The following is a 21372-nucleotide window of genomic DNA, read 5'->3' on the forward strand; positions in this document are numbered from 1 at the left end:
CGTCTTGCCGAGCTGTCGCGGGCGTCACGACTCTGGTCCCAACCACGGCACGCGGGGCAGAGCGGCCCCGCTCTCAGGGACGGGATCGCCATGACGCACACCACCGCCTTCGCCCGCAACCAGTGGTACGTCGCCGCCTACAGCCACGAGATCGGCCGGGAGTTGCTCGGCCGGACCATCCTCGGTGAGCCCCTCGTCCTGTACCGCACCGAGGACGAGGGGACGCCGGTCGTTCTGCACGACCGCTGTGTGCATCGCCGTTACCCCCTGTCCGAGAGCGGGCTCGACGGTGACCGGATCGTCTGCGGGTACCACGGGTTCACGTACGACACGACCGGGACCTGCGTGTACGTGCCCGGACAGAAACGCGTACCCCGCACCGCCCGCGTCGCCTCCTACCCGGTCGTCGAGCTGGACGCCCTGATCTGGGTGTGGATCGGCGACCCGGCCCTCGCCGACCCCGAGACCATCCCGCGCGCCCGGCACCTCGACTCCCCCGGCTGGGTCACCGTCTCCGGCATGGAACCGATCGACGCCGACTACGGGCTGCTCGTCGACAACCTGCTCGATCTCTCCCACGAGACCTATCTGCACGGCGGTTACATCGGCACGCCCGAGGTCGCCGAGACGCCGATCACGACGGAGGTCGACGAGGGGGCCGGGATCGTACGGGTCAGCCGGCACATGGACGACGCCGAATGCCCGCCGTTCTACGCCAAGTCGACGGGGATCAAAGGGCGGATCACCCGTTGGCAGGACATCGAGTACCACGCGCCGTGCCTGTATCTGCTGCACAGCCGGATCGCGCCGGTCGGCGTGCTGCCGGAGGCCGACGGCAGTGACCCGGGCGGCTTCCACACCGAGATCACGTATGCCATCACGCCCTCCGCCGACGGTCACGTCTACGACTTCTGGGCCGTCTCGCGCGACTGGGCGACCGACGACGCCGAGGTGACCGAGTTCCTGCGGGGCAACAACCACACCGTCGTGATGCAGGACGTCGACGCGCTCAACCTCCTGCAGAAGACGCTCGGTTCGGAGCGGTCGGGTTACCAGGAGCTCAGCATCAACATCGACACCGGCGGGCTGGCCGCCCGCCGCATCCTCGCCCGGTTGGTCGAGGAGGGCGACAAGCCCGTGGAGAAGGTGCTGTGAGCGGCAGCCCCACCGGGGAGGTCTACCGCATCGACTGGCTGCCGGGCACGGACGTCCTGCACGGCACGTGTCACTGCGGCGCCGAGCACACCGCCCAGGATCCGGTGGAGATGTGGGAGTGGATGCTCGGCCACCCTGAAGGACACCGTCCCCGGGAGCACGGCGCATGAGCCTGTACGAGGCCGAACTGGTCGTGAGCGCAAGGGTGTCGGCCGCGACGGGGGTCGTCGCCCTCACTCTTCGGCACCCCCTCGGCGACGAACTCCCCGCCTGGGAACCGGGCGCGCATCTGGACGTCCTGCTCGGGCCGGAGCTGGAGCGGCAGTTCTCGCTGTGCGGGGATCCCGGGGACCGCTCCGAGTGGCGGATCGCGGTACTGCGGGAACCGGACGGCCGGGGTGGATCCGCCTTCGTCCACCAGCAGTTGGGCGTCGGCGACAAGGTGCGGGTACGGGGACCCCGGAACCACTTCCGGCTGGAGCCCGCGCCTGGTTACCGGTTCATCGCGGGCGGCATCGGGATCACCCCCATCCTGCCGATGCTGGCCGCGGCCGAGGCGACGGGCGCGCGGTGGACGCTGCTGTACGGCGGCCGGACGCGTCAATCCATCGCGTTCACCGAGGAGTTGGCGCGGTACGGGGACCGGGTCACCGTCGCCCCGCAGGACGAGACCGGGCTGCTGGACCTCGACGCCGTGCTGGACGACCTGCCCGAGGGCACCCTCGTCTACTGCTGCGGTCCCGGCCCACTGCTCGACGCGGTCGAGGAGCGGTGTCCGGCACCGGTGCTGCGCGTTGAGCGGTTCCAGCCGAAGGTCCAACAGCAGGGCGGGAACGGCGAGTTCGAGGTCGAGCTCGCGCAGAGCGGGCGTACCGTCACCGTCGCTGCGGACGTCTCCGTGCTCGACGCCGTCCGCGCCGCCGGGGTCGAGGTGCTGTTCTCCTGCACCGAGGGGACCTGCGGCACCTGCGAGACCGATGTGCTCGACGGCGTCCCGGACCACCGGGACTCGGTGCTCACCGAGGAGGAGCGGGCGGGCGGCGAGACGATGATGATCTGTGTGTCCCGGTGCCGGGGGAAGCGGCTCGTGCTGGACCTGTGACCGCGAGGTCGGCGTCGATCCGGTCGACCGTCGCGAACAGGTGCGGCAGCAGGTCGCGCCGGATCGACTCGACGGAGGTGCGGCCCGCGGGCACCGCGAGGTTGACGGCCGCGACCACCTCGCCGTCCCGGTCCCGCACCGGGGCGGCGACCGACCGCAACCCCTCCTCCAACTCCTGGTCCACTATGGCGTATCCCTGTCGGCGCACCCGGCGCAGCTCCGCCCGCAGGGCCCGTGGCGAGACGATGGTCCGGTCGGTCAGCGGGCGCAGTTCCACGCGGGCGAGCCGGGCGTCGACCTCCTCGTCCGGAAGGTGGGCGAGGACGACCCGGCCCACCGACGTGACATGGGCCGGGAAGCGGGTGCCGACGGTGATCGTGGCGGCCATGATGCGGCGGGTCGGCACCCGGACCACGTAGACGATGTCGTCGCCGTCGAGGACGCACAGTGACGACGACTCCCGCACTTGGGCGACGAGTTGCTCCAGATGGGGCTCGGCGATCTGCGGCAGGGTGACGCTGGAGAGGTAGGAGTACCCGAGTTCGAGGACGCGCGGGGTGAGGCGGAACAGGCGCCCGTCCTGATGGACGTATCCCAGGTCGACCAGGGTCAGCAGCAGCCGGCGGCTGGCCGCTCGGGTCAGCTCGCAGGTGTCGGCGACCTCGCTCAGGGTGCGGACGGGATGCTCCTGGTCGAAGGCGCGGATCACGGCGAGACCGCGCTCGAAGGACCTCACGAAATGTGACGCACGGGCATCAGCTGGCATTGCCGCCTCCAAAAGTGTCAACAATGTTGTTGGCGAACCCATTGACCCGATCCCCTGCGCCTTCTACCTTCCGGCTGTGCGACGTCGCGCACTACTGTGCGCCTTGCGCACGACCTGTCGGAACACCGTTGCACCGTTGTTGTCTGCACAGGAGGAGCCATGCGCCGTCTGATCGCCGGTCTCACCACCGGTGCCTTCCTGCTCGTCGCGACCGCCTGTGGCTCGTCCGACGACTCCAACTCGTCGTCGGACAAGGGCTCGTCGTCCGGCGGCATCACCACCGTCAAGGTGGGGATCATCCCCATCGTCGACGTCGCCCCGCTCTACCTCGGCCAGAAGCAGGGCTTCTTCAGCAAGCAGGGCCTGAAGCTCTCGATGACGCTCGCCCAGGGCGGCGCGGCCATCGTGCCCGGGGTGACGAGCGGTCAGTTCCAGTTCGGGTTCTCCAACATGACCTCGCTGATGATCGCCCAGTCCAACAACGTGCCCGTCGAGGCCATCGCGAACGGCGTCGCCTCAACAGGCGTCGAAGGCAAGGACTTCGGCGCGATCGTCGTGAAGAAGGGCAGCAGCATCAAGTCGGCGAAGGACCTCGAGGGCAAGAAGGTCGCCGTCAACACGCTGAAGAACATCAACGAGACCGCGACGCGTCAGTCGGTGCGCAAGGCGGGCGGCGACCCGGACAAGGTGAAGTTCGTCGAGCTCGCCTTCGACCAGATGCCGGCCGCACTCGACAAGGGCCAGATCGACGCGGCGACCGCGGTGGAACCGGCGCTCGCCACCATGAAGAGCCAGGGCGCCACCGAGATCACCTCCCCGCTGGTCGACGTGGCCCCGAACCTCACGGTCGCCATGTACTTCACGTCCACGCAGTACGCGCAGAAGAACCCGGACATCGTGAAGAAGTTCGAGGACGCGACCGCCGAGTCCCTCGCCTACGCCGACGCGCACCCGGACGAGGTCCGCCAGATCGTCACCACCTACACGAAGACCCCGGCGGACGTGCTGGCCGCGGTGACCCTGCCCAAGTGGCCTGCCGAGGCGAACCGTTCGTCGATCGAGGCGCTGGAGAAGCTGAGCGACGACGACGGCCTCTTCAAGAACGCCCCGGACCTGAACAAGCTGCTGCCGTGAAGGGATCGAACACCGCACTCGGTGCGGCCGGGCTCGCGGCCTTCCTCGCCCTGGGCGAGGCGGTGCCGCGGCTCGGTCTCGTCAAGGAGGCCTACTTCCCGCCGACCAGCCGCATCGCCGCGGCCCTGTGGGACGAGGTCACCACCGACGGGTTCTGGTCGGCGCTCGGCGACACCCTCACCGGCTGGGCGGTGGGCCTGGCCGTCGCGGTCTGCGCGGGTGTCGTCGTGGGCGTGACGATCTCGATCGTGCCCTACCTGCGCGAGGCGACCGCCTCGACGATCGAGTTCCTGCGCCCGATCCCGTCGGTCGCGCTCATCCCGCTGGCCGTCCTGCTGTACGGCGCAGAACTCAAGTCGGTGCTCATCCTGGTCGTGTACGCCTCCTTCTGGCAGGTGCTCGTCCAGACGCTGTACGGCGTCCAGGACGTGGACCCGGTCGCCGAGGAGACGGCACGCTCGTACGGTCTGGGCACCTGGGCGCGGGTGCGCCATGTGCTGTGGCCGACTGCGCTGCCGTACGTCATGACCGGGGTGCGGCTCGCCGCCGCGGTGGCGCTGATCCTCGCCATCACCGCCGAACTCGTCATCGGCGCACCGGGGTTGGGCCAGGAGATCGCCGTCGCGCAGACCTCGCAGGCGGTGCCGGAGATGTACGCGCTGATCGTGGTCACCGGAGTGCTGGGGCTGCTCATCAACGTCGGCGCGCGTACCGTGGAACGGCGGGCGCTGGCCTGGCACCAGTCGGTGCGCGGGGAGGTGGCGGTGTGAAGGGCGCCGTGCGTGGCCGGGCGCGGGGCGGCGGTGTGATCGGACGCCTGCTGCTGCGGCTGCTGTTCGTGCTCGCGCTGCCCGTGGTGCTGGTCGCCCTGTGGTGGGCCGCGTCGGACGGCAACACCGACCCCTTCTGGCCCCCGCTGCGCACGATCCTGAAAACCTTCCCGGACGTCTGGACCGCCGACCGGCTGCGCACGGACGTCGTACCGAGCGTCCTGCGCCTCCTGGCGGGCTATGCCACGGCGGCCGTCGTCGGCATGGCGCTCGGCACGGTCATCGGCTCCTACCGCAGGGTGCGGGCGGTGTGCGAGCCGGTCCTGGAGTTCCTGCGGGCGGTGCCGCCACCGGTGTTGATCCCGGTCATCATGCTGTTCGCGGGCATCGGCGACACGATGAAGGTCGTGGTGATCGCGAGCGGCTGCGTCTGGCCGATCCTGCTCAACACGGTCGAGGGCGTCCGCGCGGTCGACTCGGTGATGCTGGAGACGGCCCGCTCCTACGGCGTCAAGGGCCCAGCCCGCCTGCGCCACTTGATCCTTCCGTCCGCGAGCCCGCAGATCTTCGCGGGCCTGCGCCAGGCACTGTCGATCGGCATCATCCTGATGGTCATCAGCGAGATGTTCGCGGCCAGCAACGGCATCGGCTTCACCGTCGTCCAGTTCCAACGCAGCTTCGCCATCCCCGACATGTGGACCGGGATCCTCGTCCTGGGCCTGCTCGGCTTCCTGCTCTCCGTCGTCTTCCAGCTGGTCGAGCGCCGGGTGCTCGGCTGGTACCACGGTCTGCGCGCCTCCACCCGGCGGTCCTGAGTGAACATCGTGAAGGGGCGGTCCATGCACGCGCTTGACGTACGCGGCCTGCACAAGGTCTACGAGGGGTCAGGGCGCCGGGTGGAAGCCGTGCGCGACCTCACCTTCACGGTGTCGGCCGGCGAACTCGTCTGTCTGGTGGGCCCGTCGGGCTGCGGCAAGACGACCCTGCTGAAGTGCATGGGCGGACTGCTCACCCCGACGGGCGGCCAGGTGCTGCTGTCCGGCAGGCCGGTGAGCGGCCCGCCACCGGGGATGGCGTTCGTCTTCCAGGAGTACGGCCGCAGCCTCTTCCCGTGGATGCGCGTCGGCCAGAACGTCGAACTCCCCCTGAAACAGAAAAACTTGACTAAGACGCGGCGCAAGGAACTGGTCGCGGACGCGCTGGAGTCGGTCGGTCTCACGGACGCCGCCGGCGCGTACCCGTGGCAGCTGTCGGGCGGCATGCAGCAACGGGTCGCCATCGCACGGGCGTTGGCCTACGAGCCCCAGGTCCTGCTGATGGACGAGCCCTTCGCGGCGGTCGACGCGCAGACGCGGGCCGATCTGGAGGACCTCGTAAGGGGGCTGTGGCGCGAGCGCGGGATCACGATCCTGTTCGTCACCCACGACATCGACGAGGCCGTGTACCTGGGCGAGCGCGTGATCGTGCTCTCCGCCTCACCGACTGTCGTGCAGGAGCAGCTGAAGATCGATCTGCCCGACGAGCGCGACCAGTTGCACACACGCGTGGCCCCGCGCTTCGCCGAGTTGCGGACCCATGTCTACGAGCAGATCCAGGCGGCGAAGCGCGGGACACCTCAGGACGCGGTCCCGAAGTCGGTTTCGGTCACGAAGTCGGACCCGGTCACGAAGTCGAGTACGCCTCCACTTCACTGAACTGCGCGGCCGGCCAGCCGGTGTTGGCGCTGACGGACAGCCGCAGATACCGCAGGTTGGTGGTGCTGGGCAGCGCGATGGTGACCGTGTTGCCGGTGGCCGGGTCGAAGCGGTAGCCGGTGGCGCCGACGACGGTCGAGGCGGTCCCGGCGTCGGTGCCGCCCTGCACGGTGATGGTCTGGGTGCGGGCGCCCCACGCCGAGGACGGCGGCAGCTTCAGCACCAGTCGGCGCACGTTCTTGGTCGCGCCCAGGTCGACCGTCAGCGCTTGCGGGAAGGCGTTGTTGGTGGACTCCCAGTAGGTGTTCGCGTTCCCGTCCACGGCGTTGCCGGGCACGAAACCGCCCTGCGAGCCGGTGGCGGAGGCCGGGCGGCCCTGGGCGAGGTTGCCGCCGGTGCCCGGGTCGGGGTTGCCCTGGCCGGGCTGCGGCCAGACCGAGCAGTTCGACCAGGTGCTGCTCCAGCCGGAGTTGCCGCCGCCGTCGGTGAGGGCGAAGGTGCCGGAGTTCGCCGGGTAGGGGCAGTTGTAGATGCCCGCCGCGCCGACCGAGGTGGCGGTCACGTTCCGGAAGGTGGCCGCGCCCTGGGCCTCGGCCTGGACGACGACCGTGCCGGTGTTCCGGACGGTCGCGCCGGTCACGTTGACGTTCCTGACCGGGTAGCCCTGGCCGCCGCCGGAGACGAACTCGAAGGCGCTGTAGGGGCTGTCGGTGATGGTCGTGTTGGTGATGTTGACGGTGGCGTTGATGGCGCTGTCGTAGGAGTCGACGCGCAGGGCGCCCATCGGGTGGCCCCAGTTGGGGTTGACGGCTCCCGCGCGGACGAGCGTGTTGCCGTCGACGGTGATGGTGCCGGCCAGCGGCGAGAAGGGGTCGAGGAACTTCTGGTTGGAGATCGCGATACCGCTGCCCAGCGCGTTGGTGTCGGAGATCAGGTTGCCCCGCACCGCGATGTCGGTGCCGCCGTAGATCGCGATGCCGTTGGCGAGGTTGGGCTGCGAGATGGTGTTGTTCTCGAAGCTGCTGTTGCTGTCCGCCCCGTTCAGCGACCACATGGCGAGGGAGTCGTCGCCCTGGTTGCGCAGGAAGTTGTTGCGGACGCGGACCCCGTGGGCGTTGCCGTTGAGGTTGAGGCCGTCGGCGGTGGTGTCGAGGATGCGGTTGTTCTCGACGACCAGGTTGTCGTTGTTGCCCATCAGCCAGAAGCCGACCTTGAGGTGCTGGATCCACATGCCGGAGACCGAACTGTTCGGCCCCAGCGTGCCGTTGACGAAGTTGTCCGGGTTGGAGTCGACGCGCTCGGTGACCTCGCCGAGGACCGCGAAGTCGCGGATGCGGACGTTGCCCGAGGAGCCGGACTGGTCGATGAACCGGGAGGAGTGCACGACGGAGTACCAGCTGCCGGCGCCCTGGAGGGTGACGTTCTGGACGCCGCTGAGCGAGGACGTCAGCCTGTAGTCGCCCGGCGGGATCCACACGACTCCCCCCTGGGCGGAGGCGATCGCGTCCCGGAAGGCCTGGGTGGAGTCGCCGTTGCCGCTGGGGTCGGCACCCTTGGAGGTGACGGAGACCGAGCCGGCGGGCTGACCGGCGGCCGCGGCCACCTGCTCGAAGTCGGCCACGTCGACGGTGACTTGGGTGCCCGTCGACTGGAAGGCGACCTTGTCGCCCGCCTGCACGTTCCGCCCCAGCAGCAGCCGGGCGTTGTCGAAGAAGTGGTGGGTCTTGGCGCCTGCGATCCACCCGGTGTCGACGTACGAGTACTTGGACGTCACCGGGAGCGTCTTGGCGAGCTTGGTCCCGTTGACGTAGACGTCGAGAGTGCCCGACTGCCCGTCCGGGACGCTGTAGGAGACGTTCACGGCGTTGGCGGCGCTCGGCACGGTGAACTCGACGCGCTGGCCGGAGGTGATCCGTACGGCCTGTCGCCCCGAGGCCTCGGAGGCGAGCGTGCCCTGGGTGTAGTCGGGGCCGATCCTCGTACCGGTGGTGGTCGCGGACTCGGCCTCCACCGAAGTGAAGGGCAGGCTCGCGCCGGAGGCCGCGTGGGCGGCGGTGGGAGCGATCGCGGTGAGGAGTCCGGCGGAGAGGGCCACCACCATGATTGCTGGCATGCCCCTGACAGTTCTGTGCATTGCTGGTCCCTTCGTGGTGGGGGTAAGGGGGATAGCGAGGTGGGGGTAAGGGGGATAGCGAGGTGGGGGTGAGGGGGATGGTGAGGCGGGGGTGAGGGGATGGCGAGGTGCGCGCGGCCTGACCGCGGGGTCAGGTGCGCAGCCAGGCCGCGGTGTCCCTCGGCAGTCGGCCGTCCGCGTCCAACGGGCCGCTGGCGAGGAGCAGTTCGGTGTGGGCGGGCAGACCGGCGGGCGCGTCGGCGAGGTTCACCACGCACAGCACGCCGGCCCCTCGGGTGAAGGCCAGGACGCCGTCGGGCGCGGGCAGCCAGCCGAGCGGACCGTCGCCGAGAAGCGGCCGGAGCCTGATGGCCTCGCGGTAGAGGGAGAGCATCGAGGCGGGGTCGGCCGCCTGGAGATCGGCCGCGTACGAGGCCCAGCCGGCGGGCTGCGGCAGCCAGGGTTCCTGCTGGGAACCGAAGCCCGCATAGGGCGCGTCGGCGTTCCAGGGCAGTGGGACCCGGCAGCCGTCGCGGCCCGGATCCGTGCCGCCGGAGCGGAAGTACATCGGGTCCTCGATGCGGTCGCGCGGGATGTCCGCCTCGGGCAGGCCCAGTTCCTCGCCCTGGTAGACGTAGACCGCGCCCGGCAGCGCGAGCGAGAGCAGGGCGGCCGCGCGGGCGCGCCGGGTGCCGAGGACGAGGTCGGTCGGGGTGCCGAAGGCCTTGGCCGCGAAGTCGAAGCCGGTGTCCGCGCGGCCGTAGCGGGTGACGGTCCGGGTGACGTCGTGGTTGCACAGCACCCAGGTGGCGGGCGCGCCCACCGGAGCGTGCTCGGCGAGCGTGGTGTCGATCGAGGTGCGCAGCCGCTCGGCGTCCCAAGGGCAGGACAGGAACGAGAAGTTGAAGGCGGTGTGCAGCTCGTCGGGGCGCAGGTAGCGGGCGAAGCGCTCGGCGTCGGGGAGCCACACCTCGCCGACGAACACGCCGCCGAACTCGTCGGCGACCGCGCGCCAGGCGCGGTAGATGTCGTGGAGTTCGTCGCGGTCGACGAAGGGGTTGGGGTCGCGGCCCTCGACCCAGTCGGGCAGTTCCGGGTCCTTGGCGAGCAGGGCGGCGGAGTCGATGCGGACGCCCGCGACGCCTCGCTCGAACCAGAAGCGCAGGATGTCCTCGTGCTCCTGGCGGACGGCCGGATGGGCCCAGTTGAGGTCGGGCTGTTCGGGCGTGAACAGGTGGAGGTACCAGTCGCCGTCGGGCAGCCGGGTCCACACCGGCTCGGTGGAGCCGACGAACTGCGACGGCCAGTCGTTGGGCGGGAGTTCGCCGTGCTCCCCGCGCCCGGGCCGGAAGTGGAACAGCTCGCGCTCGGGGCTGCCGGGTCCCGCGGCGAGCGCGGCCCGGAACCAGGGGTGCTGGTCGGAGACGTGGTTGGGCACGATGTCGACGATGGTGCGGATGCCCAGCTCCCGGGCCTCCGAGATCAGCTTCTCCGCCTCGGCGAGGGTGCCGAAGGCCGGGTCGATCGCGCGGTAGTCGGCTACGTCGTAGCCGCCGTCCTTGAGTGGGGACAGGTACCAGGGGTTGAACCACAGGGCGTCCACACCGAGTTGGGCGAGGTACGGCAGCTTGGCGCGGACGCCGGCGAGGTCGCCTGTGCCGTCCGCGTCGCCGTCGGCGAAGCTGCGGACGTAGACCTGGTAGATGACGGCGGAGCGCCACCAGTCCTGGTGCTGCGGCTGCTTCTGGGCATGGCTGGGCTGTCCCACTGTGCCTGCCTTTCTGTCTCGGGTCGGAGGGCGGTCGGTGTCAGCCCTTCGTGCTGCCCGTGCTGATTCCGGCGATGATGTGCCGCTGGAAGATCAGGAACATCGCGACCATCGGGACGCTGGCGATCACCATCGCCGCGATGAGTACGGTCAGCTGGATGTTCTGCGACAACTGGACGAGCGCCACGCTGATCGGCTGTTTGTCGGTGTCGGAGAAGACCATCAGCGGCCAGAGGAAGTCCTGCCAGACGGCGACCAGGGCGAAGATGGAGACCACGCCCAGAACCGGCCGTGACATCGGCAGCACGATCGACCACAGGATGCGCAGCTTGCCCGCGCCGTCGATCTCGGCGGCCTCCAGCACGTCACGCGGGATCTGGTCGAAGAACCGCTTGAGCAGGTAGAGGTTGAAGGCGTTGGCGACGGCCGGCAGCCAGATGCCGAGCGGGTCGTTGAGCAGACTGGTGTGGATCAGCGGCAGATCCGCGACGGTCAGGTACTTCGGTACGACCAGCGCCTGCGCCGGGACCATCAGCGTGGCCAGGATGCCACCCAGGATCAGCTTGCCGAACGCCGGCTTCAGCTTGGACAGGGCGTAGGCGGCCGCCGTGCACAGCACCAGCTGGAAGAACCAGGCGCCGGCCGCCTGGACCACCGTGTTCCACAGATGCTGGGGCAGCTGCATCAGGTCCCAGGCGTCGGTGTAGCCGCTGATGTGCCAGTGCTTGGGGATCAGCGTCGGCGGGGTCTGGGTGACCTCGTCCGGCGACTTCATCGCGCCGGTCACCATCCAGTAGACCGGGAAGAGGAAGGCCAGCGCGAAGAGGAGGACGACGCCGCTGAAGACGGTCCAGTAGACGGCCCTGCCGCGCGGCCGGGCCAGCGCCGCCGGGGAGACCAGGGTGCGGGTGCTCACGCGAAGTCCTCCCCGGATCGGGTCAGGCGCAGGTATACGGCGGAGAAGGCGCCCAGCAGCACCAGGAGCATGACGCTCAGCGCGCAGGCGCCGCCGAAGTCGTTGTAGAGGAAGGCGTACTTGTAGATGAGGTACAGGACGGTGACCGTGGCGTTCTCCGGGCCGCCCCCCGTGATGACGAACGGCTCGGTGAAGACCTGCATGGTGGCGATGATCTGAAGGAGCATCAGCATGAGGATGACGAACCGGGTCTGAGGAATCGTCACATAGCGGATGCGCTGGAGGATGTTCGCGCCGTCCAGCTCGGCCGCCTCGTACAGCTCACCCGGGATGGACTGGAGGGCGGCCAGGTAGATCAGGACGGTGCCGCCCATGTTGGCCCAAGTGGCCACGATGACCAGGGAGATGAGGGCCGTGTCGGCGCCGTTGGACCAGTTCGAGGTGGGCAGGTGCAGGAAGCGCAGCGCCTCGTTGGCGAGGCCGGCCCCGGGATCGTAGAACCACTTCCACAGCAGTGCGCTGACCACCGGCGGGATCATCACCGGTAGGTAGACCACGACCCTGAAGAAGGCCTTGGCGTGCCGCAGTTCGTTGAGGACCAGGGCCATCACGAACGGGATCGCGAAGCCGATGAGCAGGGCGAGCAGGGTGAAGGTGAGCGTGTTGCGCCAGGCGGCGGTGAACTCGGGATCGTGCCAGACGCGGGTGAAGTTGTCGGTGCCGACCCACTCGGGCGACGAGCCCGGCGTGTACTTCTGGAAGGAGATCACGACGGCGCGGATCGCCGGGTACCAGGAGAACAGCGCGAAGCAGATCAGACCGCCGACGAGGAAGGCGTAGGCGCGCGCCTGGTCGGCGAGACGGCGCCGCCTCCGGTCCCCTGCCGGAGGCGGCGCCTGCACCGGGCGCACGGCGACCGTCTCGACGGGTCGGCGCGCTGCGGTGGTCTTGGGCATGTCGGTCAGCCCCGGGCCAGGATGCTGTCGATCTTGCCGGAGGCGTCCTTGAGGAGCTTGTCGATGTCGGCGTCCTTCTTGGTGAGGACGGCGGAGACGGCCCCGTCCAGGACGGAGTAGATCTGCTGGGCGTTGGGCGGCTCGATCTTCATCTGGAGCGACTGGTTGCCGTTCAGGAAGGCCTGGTAGTTCTCCACCGGGACGTTGGCGTTGGCCTTCTTGACCTCCTGGTCCTTGGCGTCGGCGGCGCCGGTGAACAGGCGCGGCTCGGGCAGGCCGACCGGGGCGTTGTTCTGCTTGGCGCGGGCGTAGTCGCCGAGGAAGCCGTCTCCGGGGGTGAGGAACATGGAGTCGAGCCACTTGAGGCCGGCGCGGATCTGGGCGGGCGAGTCGTTCTTGTTGAACATGTAGCCGTCGCCGCCGATGAGCGTGCCCTGGCCGCCGGGCATGGGAGCAAGCGCGAGGTCCTTGTAGTTCCCGCCCTTCTCCTTGACCAGGATCGGGATGTTGTCCGGGGCGGAGAGGTACATGCCGAGCTTGCCCGAACCCATCATCTGCTGGACGTCGTTGATGACCAGGAGCTGCTTGCTGCCCATCGAGTTGTCGGTCCACCGCATGTCGTGCAGGTTCTGCAGGACCGCGTGACCCTGCGGGGTGTCGATGCTGGCCTTCTTGCCGTCGGCGGTGACGACGTCGCCGCCCTGGGAGTACATCTCGGCGGTGAAGTGCCAACCGCCTTGGTTCTGGGCGCTGTAGTCGGCGTAGCCGACGGTGCCGTTGCCGAGCGCGGCGATCTTCTTCGCGTCGGCGCGCACCTCTTCCCAGGTGGTCGGGGGCGTGTCGGGGTCGAGGCCGGCCTTCTCGAAGAGCGCGCGGTTGTAGATCAGACCCATCGAGTAGCCGGTGCGCGGGATGCCGTAGATCTTGCCGTCCACGGTGTAGATGTCGCGCAGCTGCTTCTGGATGGTGTCGTAGCTCTTCAACTCCTTGACGTACGGCGTGAGATCGGCGGCCTGGCGGACGTCGACCACGTGCTTGGCGTCGGTGAAGTACGTGTAGAAGACGTCCTCCATCTGCCCGCCGGCGAGCTTGGCGTCGAACGTCTTGGGGTCCTGGCAGGGGAAGGCGTCGTGCGCGACGACGTCGATGGTGGGGTTCTTCTTCTCGAAGGACGCGATGTCCTGCTGGAAGAACGAGCGGTCGACCTTGGCGCTCTTGGGCGGCATGCAGTTGACCGTGATGCGGGTCTTGCCGCTCGCCGAGTCGTCGTCGCCCGACCCGCAGGCGGAGGCGGCCAGGGCAAGCGAACAGACACTGAGTGCGGCGAAGGTACGGCGGAACCCGGTGATTCTCATCGGTGGACCCCTCGTGGCAGGAGCGGTGGGCGCCGCACACTCAAGCACCGCCGACAGCTGTCCGCAAGATGTCGCGCAGAATCCGTAATTATTTGACAGAGGATTGGATGTGATGGATCTCCGATTGACTGTGCATCGTCACTGACCGACAGCTCCGGCGGAAATCAGTCCCGCGGCGCTTGCGCGGTCGAGCCCCGGACCACCAGCTCCGGCTCGAAGAGCAGTTCGTCGGCCGGTACGGCGCTGCCACCGACCTGCGCGTTCAGCAGCTCGACCGCCGCTCGCCCCATCGCCTCGATGGGCTGGCGCACGGTGGTGAGGGGCGGCTCGGTGCAGTTCATCAGCGCGGAGTCGTCGTAGCCGACGACGGAGATCCGCCCCGGCACGTCGAGGCCCTTGCGGCGGGCGGCCCGGATGACGCCGAGCGCAAGCGGGTCGCTGGCACAGATGAAACCGGTGACGCCGCGGTCGATGAGCCGGGTGGCCGCCGCGTGGCCGCCCTCGATGGAGAACATGGCGCGGGCGATGTGCTCGTCGGGCAGCTCGCCCAGGGCCCGCGCCGCGGTCAGCTTGCGCGCCGACGGCATGTGGTCGTCCGGCCCCAGGACCAGGCCGATCCGCTCGTGCCCGAGCGAGGCGAGGTGGCGCCACGCCTGCTCCACGGCCACCGCGTCGTCACAGGAGACACCCGGGAACCCGAGGTCGTCGATGGACGCGTTGACCAGCACAACCGGAATGTTGCGCTCGGCAAGGCGGCGGTAATGATGGTGCGGCGCGTCCGCCTGGGCGTACAGCCCGCCGGCGAAGACGACGCCGGAGACCTGCTGCTGAAGGAGCAGGTCCACGTAGTCGGCCTCGGAGACGCCGCCCTTGGTCTGGGTGCACAGCACCGGGGTCAGCCCGGCCTGGGCCAGCGCTCCGCCGATCACTTCCGCGAAGGCGGGGAAGATCGGGTTCTGCAGCTCGGGCAGGACCAGACCGACCAGCCGCGCGCGCTCGCCGCGCAGTTGGGTGGGCCGCTCGTAGCCCAGTACGTCCAGGGCGCTGAGCACCGCCTGCCGTGTCGGCTCGGAGACCCCCGGCTTGCCGTTGAGCACCCGGCTGACCGTGGCCTCGGAGACCCCGACCTTCTTCGCTACCTCGGCAAGTCGTCGCGTCATGCACGCAAGAATAGCGCAAGAAGCGCAAACGGCTTGCGTAGAGCTCGGATTCTCAGACCCGGCTGCTCGTCGCCGTGTCCGCGGACATCCGCTGGGCGACGTAGATCGGGATCACCGAGAACAGTACTAGGACGGCCGCCACGACGTTCACGACCGGTGCCTGCTGGGGCCGGGTCATGTTGTCGAAGATCCAGAGCGGCAGGGTCTGGACGCCCGGTCCCGCCGTGAAGGTGGTCACCACGATCTCGTCGAAGGAGAGCGCGAAGGCGAGCAGTCCGCCCGCGAACAGCGCCGAGCGCACTAGCGGGAAGGTGACGTCGACGAAGGCGCGGAAGGTGTCGGCGCCCAGATCCATCGCGGCCTCCTCGTACGTCCCTGAGGTGCGGCGCAGCCGGGCGACGACGTTGTTGAAGACGACGACGATGCAGAAGGTGGCGTGCCCGACGACCACTGTGAACAGGCCGAGGCCGACGCCCAGCGGCTCAAGTACCGTACTGAAAGCCGAGTTGAGGGCGATGCCCGTGACGATGCCGGGCAGCGCGATCGGCAGGACGACCACGAAGGACAGGGCGCCCCGGCCGAAGAAGCGGTACCGACAGACGGCGAAGGCGATCAGCGTGCCGAGGACGAGCGCGATCGCGGTGGCGCCCAGGCCCGCCTTCACCGAGACCCAAAGGGCCTCCCGCGCACCGGAGTTGTCCTTGGCCACCGACCACCAGTGCAGGGTGAGCCCGGGCGGCGGCCAGCTCGCGCTGCGGTCCGGATTCAGGGAGTTGACGAGGACGAGCAGCAGCGGCACGTAGATCACCGCGAAGCCCAGCCCGGCGGCGACGCGCAGCGCGATCCGCGCGGAACGGGAGAGTTGCACGACGGGCTCCTCTACAGGCTGCTCAGCGCGCCCGTGCGGCGCATCGCGAGCAGGTACAGCACGATGACGGCGACGGGGACCGTGGCGAGGGTGGCGGCCATGGGCAGGTTGAGTTCGATGTTGGAGTAGACGAGGTTGCCGATCAGCTGGGTCTTGCCGCCGACGATCTGCACGGTGATGTAGTCGCCAAGGCTGAGCGAGAACGTGAAGATCGACCCGGCGGCCACGGACGGCAGCACCATCGGCAGCACGACCGACCGGAAGGTCCGCCCGGCCCGGGCGCCCAGGTCGGCGGACGCGTCGAGGAGGTTGGCGGGCAGCTGGACCAGCGCGGTGTGGATCGGCAGCACCATGTACGGCAGCCAGAGGTAGGTCAGGGTCAGCACGGTGGCCGGCAGGCCGTACCCGGGACCGCTCAGCCCGAACGGTTTCAGCATCCAGTCGGCGAGCCCGCCCTCGGACAGGATCAGCCGCCACGCGTACACCTTCACCAGGTAACTCGCCCACAGCGGTGTGAGGATGGCGACCACGAGCAGTGGCCGCCACTTCGGCCGTGCCACCCGCGCGGTGTAGAAGGCGAGCGGGAAGGCGATCACCGCGCACAGCACGGTCACCGCGAGCGCGACGCCGACGCTGCGCAGGATCACCTGGCGGTACACCGGCGTCGTGAACAGCGCGTGGAAGTTGTCGGTCGACCAGACCTTCACCACCTCGGAGGTGAAGGAGTTCGTCGTCCAGAACGCGGAGACGAACAGCACGGCGAGCGAGCCGAGATAGAGCACGGCCAGCCACAGCAGCGGGGCGCTCAGCAGCAACCCCAGCCGGAGCCGGGGGCGCCGGTGCAGCGCCCCGGCGAGCCGCCGGACGGTCCCCCGCCCGGCGGTCTGCGCCTCTACGGTCATGGGTCAGCCCTTGATCTCGGTCCAGGCCTGGACCCACTTGGCGTACGGCACGCACTTGACGTCCGTGCGGCCGTCCAGGCACTGCTCGATGGGCGTGTTCCAGAACGCGATGTTCTTCCAGTAGGTCTCGTCGGCCGCGTGGTAGGTCGTGCAGAAGTTCTTGTCGCTGGTCAGGTCGCAGGCCTTGGAGTTGGCGGGGGCCTCGCCGAAGTACTCGGCGACCTGCGCGTTGACCTTCGGCGAGATGATCCAGTCCAGCCACTTGTAGGCGCAGTTGGGGTGCTTGGCCTTCGCCGAGACCATCCAGGTGTCGGACCAGCCGGTCGAACCCTCCTTCGGCACGAAGGCCTTGACCTTGGCGCCTTCGTCGGACGCCAGGTTGGCGATGACCTGCCAGGTGGTGCCGACGACGGAGTCACCGCTCTTGAAGGCGGAGATCTCCTTCAGGTAGTCGGCCCAGTACTCGCCGATGCTGGAGTTCTGCGTCTTGAGCAGCGCCACCGCGGCGTCGAACTGCTTCTGGTCGAGCGCGTAGGGGTCCTTGATCTTCAACTCCGGCTGGGTGGCCTTGAGATACAGGGCCGCGTCGGCGATGTAGATCGGCGAGTCGTACGCGGTGACATGGCCCTTGTACGTGGACGCGTCGTCGAAGACGGCCGCCCAGGACGTCGGCGCGGGCGTCACCTTCTCGGTGTTGTACATCAGCAGGTTGGCCCCGCGGCCGTGCGGGATGCCGTACATCTGCCCGTCGACGGAGTTCCAGTTCCCGTCCTTCAACCCGGCGAAGACGTCCGCGTAGTTGGGCACGAGCTTGGTGTTGACGGGCGCCGCGTCGCCGGAGGCTATGAGGCGCAGGGAGGCGTCGCCGGAGGCCGAGACGGCGTCGTACTCACCGGTCTTCATGAGCTTGACCATCTCGTCGGAGCTGGCGGCGACCTTGGAGTTGACCTGGCAGCCGGTCTGCTTCTCGAAGTCGCTGACCCAGTCGACCTTGGGATCGTTGGAGCCGTCCTCGACATAGCCGGCCCAGGCGATCAGGTTGACCTGTCCCTCGGTCTTGCCGAGCTTCGACTGCTCTTTGACATCAGGGGGGTTGAGGCCGCCGGCCGAGCCGGTGCCCGAGTCGGAGGATCCGCAGGCCGTGGCGGCGACCAGGAGCAGCGCGGCGGCGGCCGCGGTGTGGAGGGTACGGATGTGGCGCACGACGTTCTCCATACGTGAGGGGCGGAGGATCAGTCGGGGACGTGGACGGTGTGGCGGCGCTGCCAGCGCAGGCGGACCCGGGTGCCGCGGTAGGCGGCGACGTCCTCGGCGGAGGTCTCCAGGTTCTGCTGGAGGGCGGTGAGGCGACCGCCCGCGTCGAGGTCGACCAGGAAGCGGGTGGAGTCCCCGAGGTAGACGACCTCGGCGACGGTGCCGACGGCGGTGGTGTGCTCGGGCGAGTCGGCCTCCGTGAACTCCTCGGCGGTCTCCTCGACGATCCGGATCTTCTCGGGCCGGACGCTGAAGGTGCCGGCCTTGCCGACGACGCGCTGGGCCGCCTCGCCCACCAGGAGGTTCGAGGTGCCGACGAAGGACGCGACGAACGAGGTGAGGGGGCGCTCGTAGATCTCGGCGGGGGTGCCGACCTGTTCGAGCCGGCCCTGGTCGAAGACGGCGATGCGGTCGCTCATCGTCAGGGCCTCCTCCTGGTCGTGGGTGACGAAGACGAAGGTGATGCCGACCTCGCGCTGCAGCGCTTTGAGTTCGACCTGCATCTGCTCGCGCAGCTTGAGGTCGAGGGCGCCGAGCGGTTCGTCCAGGAGCAGTACGCGGGGCCGGCCGACCAACGCGCGGGCGAGGGCGACGCGTTGGCGCTGGCCGCCGGAGAGCTGGCCCGGCCGGCGCTTCCCGTACCCGTCGAGGCGTACCTCGGCGAGCGCCTTGCGGGCCCGCACGAGCCGTTCGGCCTTGGGCACCCCGCGGACCTTGAGGGCGTAGGCGACGTTCTGCTCGACGGTCATGTGCGGGAAGAGCGCGTAGTCCTGGAAGACGGTGTGGACGTCCCGCTCGAAGGGCGCGAGCCCGGTGACGTCCTGGCCGGCCAGCTCGATCCGGCCGCCGGTCGGTGTCTCGAACCCGGCGATCATGCGCAGGACGGTGGTCTTGCCGGAGCCGGAGGGACCGAGCAGCGAGAAGAACTCCCCGTCCCGGATCTCCAGGTCGATGCCGGCCACGGCGGTCGTCTCACCGAACGACTTCCGCAGTTCGTGCAGCCGGATCGCGCTTCCCTCCATGGGCGGGAACCTTTCTGGCGCTCTCGTACGTTGCACGGAAACATATGAAGTCATAGTTCAAATCTCAAGGCCCCCTTAGGGTAAAGCTTGAGTCAACGCACAAGGTGGTGGCCGTGAAGCAATCGACCGACGGCGGCGCCCGCAGAGCCGTCTTCGCGCCCGTGGACAACCGGGCGCGCGTGGACGCGGTGGTACGCCGGCTCGGCGACGCCATCGAGCTCGGCCTGCTCGCCGACGGGGAGCAGCTGCCCGGCGAGAGCGAGCTGGCCGGGCAGCTCGGCGTGTCCACCGTGACCCTGCGCGAGGCCCTCATGGCCCTGCGCCAGCAGGGCCTGGTCACCACCCGCAGGGGCCGCGGCGGCGGCTCCTTCGTCTCGCTGCCCGAGGACCCGGGCGAGGAGCGCCTCAGGGTCCGGCTGCGCGGCTGGAGCCCGGAGGAGCTGCGCGATCTGGGCGACCACTGGGCGGCCCTGTCGGGCGCCTCGGCCCGCCTCGCCGCGGACCGCACGGAACCCGACGACCTCGTCCAACTGCACCGCACGGCAACCGAGTTGAGCCAGGCGCCGGACCCTGCCGCCTGTTCCCGGATGTACGGGCGCTTCCATGTGGAGCTGGCCGCCGCCGCCCAGTCCGCCCGGCTCACCCGCGAGCAGGTCGCGCTGCAGACGGAGGTCGGGGCGCTGCTGTGCCTTGTGCTCGGCGACGACGAATATCGTGAAGAGGTGGCGGACCGTCACCGCTCCGTAATCTCGGCCGTGCAAGATGGGGCCCACGATTCGGCCAGGGAACTGGCCGAGCGGTGCGTGCAGGAGTCGACGGCGCGGCTCATCGCCGTACGCCTCGCCCTGTAGCCGCGCCGCGCCGGTCCCCGTCCGCTGGAGGGCCCCATGAGCAGCAGCCCCGGCCTCGTCGGCGCGGCGACCCCGACACTCGTCACGTCCGCCGGGGAACAGGCCGAGGAACAGGTGGCCGCGCGGGTGGGCGACGCGCTGGAGGCGGTGTTCGACGCGGTGGCCGAAACCCGCGTGGACGCAGCCGAGTTGCTGAACCGGGTGGCCGCTCTGCACCGCGGTCCCGCGACCGCCGACCTGGCCGCGCTCCGGCCCGGGCTCCATCTGCGCCTGACCCGCCAGGAGTTGGTCTCCGGCGTGGGCTTCGTCGCCGCCCCGGGTCTGCTGACCGATGTGCCGGCCTGGCTGGAGTGGTGGCAGACCGGCGCCCAAGGGGACGTGAAACCCCTTCTGTTGGACCTCGACCCGCAGCACTCCGCGTACTCGGACTACACGCACTGGGACTGGTTCGCGCTGCCCCGCGACACCGGCCGGCGGGCGGTGGCCGGCCCGTACGTCGACTACCTCTGCTCGGACGAGTACAGCCTCACGCTCTCCGCACCCGTCGAGGTGGCGGGCCGGTTCGTCGGAGTGGCCGCGGCGGACGTGTACCTGCGCCACTTCGAGGCGGCCGCCCTGCCGCTGCTGCGAGGGCTGCCGGGACCGGCGTACCTGGTGAACGCGCGCGGCCGGGTGGCGGCCTCCGCGGACCCCGCCCATCTCGCCGGCTCACTGACCAAGGGCCCTGATTTCGCGGGGGTGTTGGAGCGGTCGCTGCCCGCGGACCTCGACGGAGTGCGGCTGTTTCCGTGCCACGGCATCCCGCTGGTCCTGGTGACGACGACCGCTCGCTGAGCGCCGGAGCACCGACTAGGCGCCGTCGGCGACCTGAACGCCGACGGTGCCCGGTCAGACCTCGGGGGTGGGGACCACCCTGAGATGCGCGGCCGTGGACCTGGCGCCGCGCGGCCGGGACCGCTCACGGCGGGTCTCGCGCAGGACCAGTGTCAGCCGCCGGTACCCCAGCTCGCGCAGCGTCCGCGGCGTCTCGTCCACCACCCGGCACTCGGTGGTGCCCCAGCGCGGATCGGGATGGTGCACGGGCCGCACGACACCGTCCTGTTCGAGCGCTGCCTCACCGGCCACCCGGATCCAGTGCGGCAGGCCCTGCCGAAAGGCGGCCTCCATGATCGGGTCCTGGGCGATCTCGCGGCGAATGGCCTGAAGTCCGTGGTCGTGCGCGCACCGCTCCACGACGGACGAGAAGTGCGCCAGCATCGGCAGGCACCACAAGGACTCGTGATCGCCGAGGACCGTGCCCGCGTCCGGGTGGAAGAGCACGAAACGCAGCAGGTTGTCCCACGGCATCGCGGTCGGATGCGGGCTCATCTCGCGGAAAAGTGACGCGAATGCACTGTTGGAGACCACCACGTCCCAGCGGTGGTCGACGACGACCGACGGAAAGGGGACAGCCTCCACGAGGGTGGCGTAGTCCTGCAGATACGCCTGGGCCTCGGGACTCTCGGGGAGGAGCCGCGGTGCCGGCCGCTGCCCTCCTGCCTGATACGCCATCGGGAGGTCACCCCTCTTGCCTATGCGGCCTTCAC

General features: G+C 69.5%; 21 protein-coding genes. 9 read left to right on the plus strand and 12 right to left on the minus strand.

Going from position 1 to position 21372, the window contains the following annotated elements; translation table 11 throughout:
* The first annotated feature begins 90 nt into the window (after positions 1–90).
* From ACIQI8_RS05460 to ACIQI8_RS05470, 3 genes are read left to right on the plus strand one after another with little or no spacing between them, the layout of a single operon-like run.
* The gene (locus ACIQI8_RS05460; RefSeq protein ID WP_402345181.1) at positions 91–1155 is read left to right on the plus strand and encodes a Rieske 2Fe-2S domain-containing protein; all 1065 of its coding nucleotides are present in this window, start codon (positions 91–93) and stop codon (positions 1153–1155) included.
* The gene (locus tag ACIQI8_RS05465; protein ID WP_402345183.1) at positions 1152–1325 is read left to right on the plus strand and encodes a hypothetical protein; all 174 of its coding nucleotides are present in this window, start codon (positions 1152–1154) and stop codon (positions 1323–1325) included. Before ACIQI8_RS05460 ends, ACIQI8_RS05465 begins: the two co-directional genes overlap by 4 nt.
* On the plus strand, positions 1322–2257 hold the full coding sequence (locus tag ACIQI8_RS05470) for a PDR/VanB family oxidoreductase (protein WP_402345184.1): 936 nt from the start codon (positions 1322–1324) through the stop codon (positions 2255–2257). The genes ACIQI8_RS05465 and ACIQI8_RS05470 overlap by 4 nt, the downstream gene beginning before the upstream one ends.
* Here ACIQI8_RS05470 and ACIQI8_RS05475 read toward each other — a convergent pair.
* Complete coding sequence (locus ACIQI8_RS05475; RefSeq protein ID WP_402345186.1) at positions 2172–3023, minus strand: IclR family transcriptional regulator C-terminal domain-containing protein; 852 nt, start codon at positions 3021–3023, stop codon at positions 2172–2174. The two genes, ACIQI8_RS05470 and ACIQI8_RS05475, sit on opposite strands and share 86 nt — an antisense overlap.
* 159 nt (positions 3024–3182) lie before the next feature.
* Here ACIQI8_RS05475 and ACIQI8_RS05480 point away from each other — a divergent pair, with 159 nt between their 5' ends.
* The 4 genes from ACIQI8_RS05480 to ACIQI8_RS05495 are packed head-to-tail and all read left to right on the plus strand — an operon-like array spanning position 3183 to position 6621.
* Positions 3183–4157 (plus strand): ABC transporter substrate-binding protein, encoded by a 975-nt coding sequence (locus ACIQI8_RS05480; protein ID WP_402345188.1) that lies wholly within the window; start codon positions 3183–3185, stop codon positions 4155–4157.
* Positions 4154–4927: an ABC transporter permease gene (locus ACIQI8_RS05485; RefSeq protein WP_402345191.1), complete on the plus strand. Its 774-nt coding sequence runs from the start codon at positions 4154–4156 to the stop codon at positions 4925–4927. The genes ACIQI8_RS05480 and ACIQI8_RS05485 overlap by 4 nt, the downstream gene beginning before the upstream one ends.
* 38 nt (positions 4928–4965) lie before the next feature.
* Complete coding sequence (locus ACIQI8_RS05490) at positions 4966–5742, plus strand: ABC transporter permease (protein WP_402346695.1); 777 nt, start codon at positions 4966–4968, stop codon at positions 5740–5742.
* Positions 5743–5766: 24 nt separating this feature from the next.
* A complete protein-coding gene (locus ACIQI8_RS05495) occupies positions 5767–6621 on the plus strand; it encodes an ABC transporter ATP-binding protein (RefSeq protein ID WP_402345193.1) in 855 nt (284 codons plus the stop codon).
* On the opposite strand, the gene ACIQI8_RS05500 is transcribed toward ACIQI8_RS05495, so the two are convergent.
* The 10 genes from ACIQI8_RS05500 to ACIQI8_RS05545 form a co-directional block, all read right to left on the minus strand.
* The gene (locus ACIQI8_RS05500) at positions 6590–8734 is read right to left on the minus strand and encodes a discoidin domain-containing protein (protein WP_402345195.1); all 2145 of its coding nucleotides are present in this window, start codon (positions 8732–8734) and stop codon (positions 6590–6592) included. The two genes, ACIQI8_RS05495 and ACIQI8_RS05500, sit on opposite strands and share 32 nt — an antisense overlap.
* A 151-nt stretch (positions 8735–8885) precedes the next feature.
* Entirely contained in the window at positions 8886–10502 is a 1617-nt protein-coding gene (locus tag ACIQI8_RS05505; protein WP_402345197.1) for a glycoside hydrolase family 13 protein, read from the minus strand.
* Positions 10503–10542: 40 nt separating this feature from the next.
* Positions 10543–11418 (minus strand): carbohydrate ABC transporter permease, encoded by an 876-nt coding sequence (locus tag ACIQI8_RS05510; RefSeq protein ID WP_402345199.1) that lies wholly within the window; start codon positions 11416–11418, stop codon positions 10543–10545.
* Complete coding sequence (locus ACIQI8_RS05515) at positions 11415–12374, minus strand: carbohydrate ABC transporter permease (RefSeq protein WP_402345201.1); 960 nt, start codon at positions 12372–12374, stop codon at positions 11415–11417. The genes ACIQI8_RS05510 and ACIQI8_RS05515 overlap by 4 nt, the downstream gene beginning before the upstream one ends.
* A gap of 5 nt (positions 12375–12379) precedes the next feature.
* Positions 12380–13729: an ABC transporter substrate-binding protein gene (locus tag ACIQI8_RS05520; RefSeq protein WP_402345203.1), complete on the minus strand. Its 1350-nt coding sequence runs from the start codon at positions 13727–13729 to the stop codon at positions 12380–12382.
* 164 nt (positions 13730–13893) lie between these two features.
* A complete protein-coding gene (locus ACIQI8_RS05525; RefSeq protein ID WP_401712510.1) occupies positions 13894–14889 on the minus strand; it encodes a LacI family DNA-binding transcriptional regulator in 996 nt (331 codons plus the stop codon).
* 52 nt (positions 14890–14941) lie between these two features.
* On the minus strand, positions 14942–15757 hold the full coding sequence (locus tag ACIQI8_RS05530) for an ABC transporter permease (RefSeq protein ID WP_402345205.1): 816 nt from the start codon (positions 15755–15757) through the stop codon (positions 14942–14944).
* 11 nt (positions 15758–15768) lie between these two features.
* Positions 15769–16659, minus strand: a complete 891-nt coding sequence (locus tag ACIQI8_RS05535) for an ABC transporter permease (RefSeq protein WP_402345207.1) — start codon at positions 16657–16659, stop codon at positions 15769–15771.
* 3 nt (positions 16660–16662) lie between these two features.
* The gene (locus ACIQI8_RS05540; protein WP_402345209.1) at positions 16663–17874 is read right to left on the minus strand and encodes an ABC transporter substrate-binding protein; all 1212 of its coding nucleotides are present in this window, start codon (positions 17872–17874) and stop codon (positions 16663–16665) included.
* A gap of 17 nt (positions 17875–17891) precedes the next feature.
* A complete protein-coding gene (locus ACIQI8_RS05545; protein ID WP_402345211.1) occupies positions 17892–18935 on the minus strand; it encodes an ABC transporter ATP-binding protein in 1044 nt (347 codons plus the stop codon).
* A gap of 104 nt (positions 18936–19039) precedes the next feature.
* Here ACIQI8_RS05545 and ACIQI8_RS05550 point away from each other — a divergent pair, with 104 nt between their 5' ends.
* Entirely contained in the window at positions 19040–19786 is a 747-nt protein-coding gene (locus tag ACIQI8_RS05550; RefSeq protein ID WP_402345213.1) for a FadR/GntR family transcriptional regulator, read from the plus strand.
* A 36-nt stretch (positions 19787–19822) separates the two neighbouring features.
* Complete coding sequence (locus tag ACIQI8_RS05555; RefSeq protein WP_402345215.1) at positions 19823–20620, plus strand: cache domain-containing protein; 798 nt, start codon at positions 19823–19825, stop codon at positions 20618–20620.
* A gap of 54 nt (positions 20621–20674) precedes the next feature.
* On the opposite strand, the gene ACIQI8_RS05560 is transcribed toward ACIQI8_RS05555, so the two are convergent.
* Positions 20675–21337: a hypothetical protein gene (locus ACIQI8_RS05560; protein ID WP_402345217.1), complete on the minus strand. Its 663-nt coding sequence runs from the start codon at positions 21335–21337 to the stop codon at positions 20675–20677.
* Positions 21338–21372 lie beyond the last annotated feature (35 nt).

Origin of the sequence: Streptomyces sp. NPDC092369, from assembly GCF_044755245.1 — a bacterium.
Taxonomy (GTDB): Bacteria; Actinomycetota; Actinomycetes; order Streptomycetales; family Streptomycetaceae; genus Streptomyces.

Bases quoted from the DNA above. Each gene is read 5' to 3' on its own strand.
- ACIQI8_RS05460 (WP_402345181.1), top strand. From the start codon at position 91: ATGACGCACACCACCGCCTTCGCCCGCAACCAGTGGTACGTCGCCGCC.
- ACIQI8_RS05470 (WP_402345184.1), top strand. From the start codon at position 1,322: ATGAGCCTGTACGAGGCCGAACTGGTCGTGAGCGCAAGGGTGTCGGCC.
- ACIQI8_RS05475 (WP_402345186.1), bottom strand. From the start codon at position 3,023: ATGCCAGCTGATGCCCGTGCGTCACATTTCGTGAGGTCCTTCGAGCGC.
- ACIQI8_RS05480 (WP_402345188.1), top strand. From the start codon at position 3,183: ATGCGCCGTCTGATCGCCGGTCTCACCACCGGTGCCTTCCTGCTCGTC.
- ACIQI8_RS05495 (WP_402345193.1), top strand. From the start codon at position 5,767: ATGCACGCGCTTGACGTACGCGGCCTGCACAAGGTCTACGAGGGGTCA.
- ACIQI8_RS05500 (WP_402345195.1), bottom strand. From the start codon at position 8,734: ATGCCAGCAATCATGGTGGTGGCCCTCTCCGCCGGACTCCTCACCGCG.
- ACIQI8_RS05515 (WP_402345201.1), bottom strand. From the start codon at position 12,374: ATGCCCAAGACCACCGCAGCGCGCCGACCCGTCGAGACGGTCGCCGTG.
- ACIQI8_RS05520 (WP_402345203.1), bottom strand. From the start codon at position 13,729: ATGAGAATCACCGGGTTCCGCCGTACCTTCGCCGCACTCAGTGTCTGT.
- ACIQI8_RS05525 (WP_401712510.1), bottom strand. From the start codon at position 14,889: ATGACGCGACGACTTGCCGAGGTAGCGAAGAAGGTCGGGGTCTCCGAG.
- ACIQI8_RS05535 (WP_402345207.1), bottom strand. From the start codon at position 16,659: ATGACCGTAGAGGCGCAGACCGCCGGGCGGGGGACCGTCCGGCGGCTC.
- ACIQI8_RS05540 (WP_402345209.1), bottom strand. From the start codon at position 17,874: ATGGAGAACGTCGTGCGCCACATCCGTACCCTCCACACCGCGGCCGCC.
- ACIQI8_RS05545 (WP_402345211.1), bottom strand. From the start codon at position 18,935: ATGGAGGGAAGCGCGATCCGGCTGCACGAACTGCGGAAGTCGTTCGGT.
- ACIQI8_RS05555 (WP_402345215.1), top strand. From the start codon at position 19,823: ATGAGCAGCAGCCCCGGCCTCGTCGGCGCGGCGACCCCGACACTCGTC.
- ACIQI8_RS05560 (WP_402345217.1), bottom strand. From the start codon at position 21,337: ATGGCGTATCAGGCAGGAGGGCAGCGGCCGGCACCGCGGCTCCTCCCC.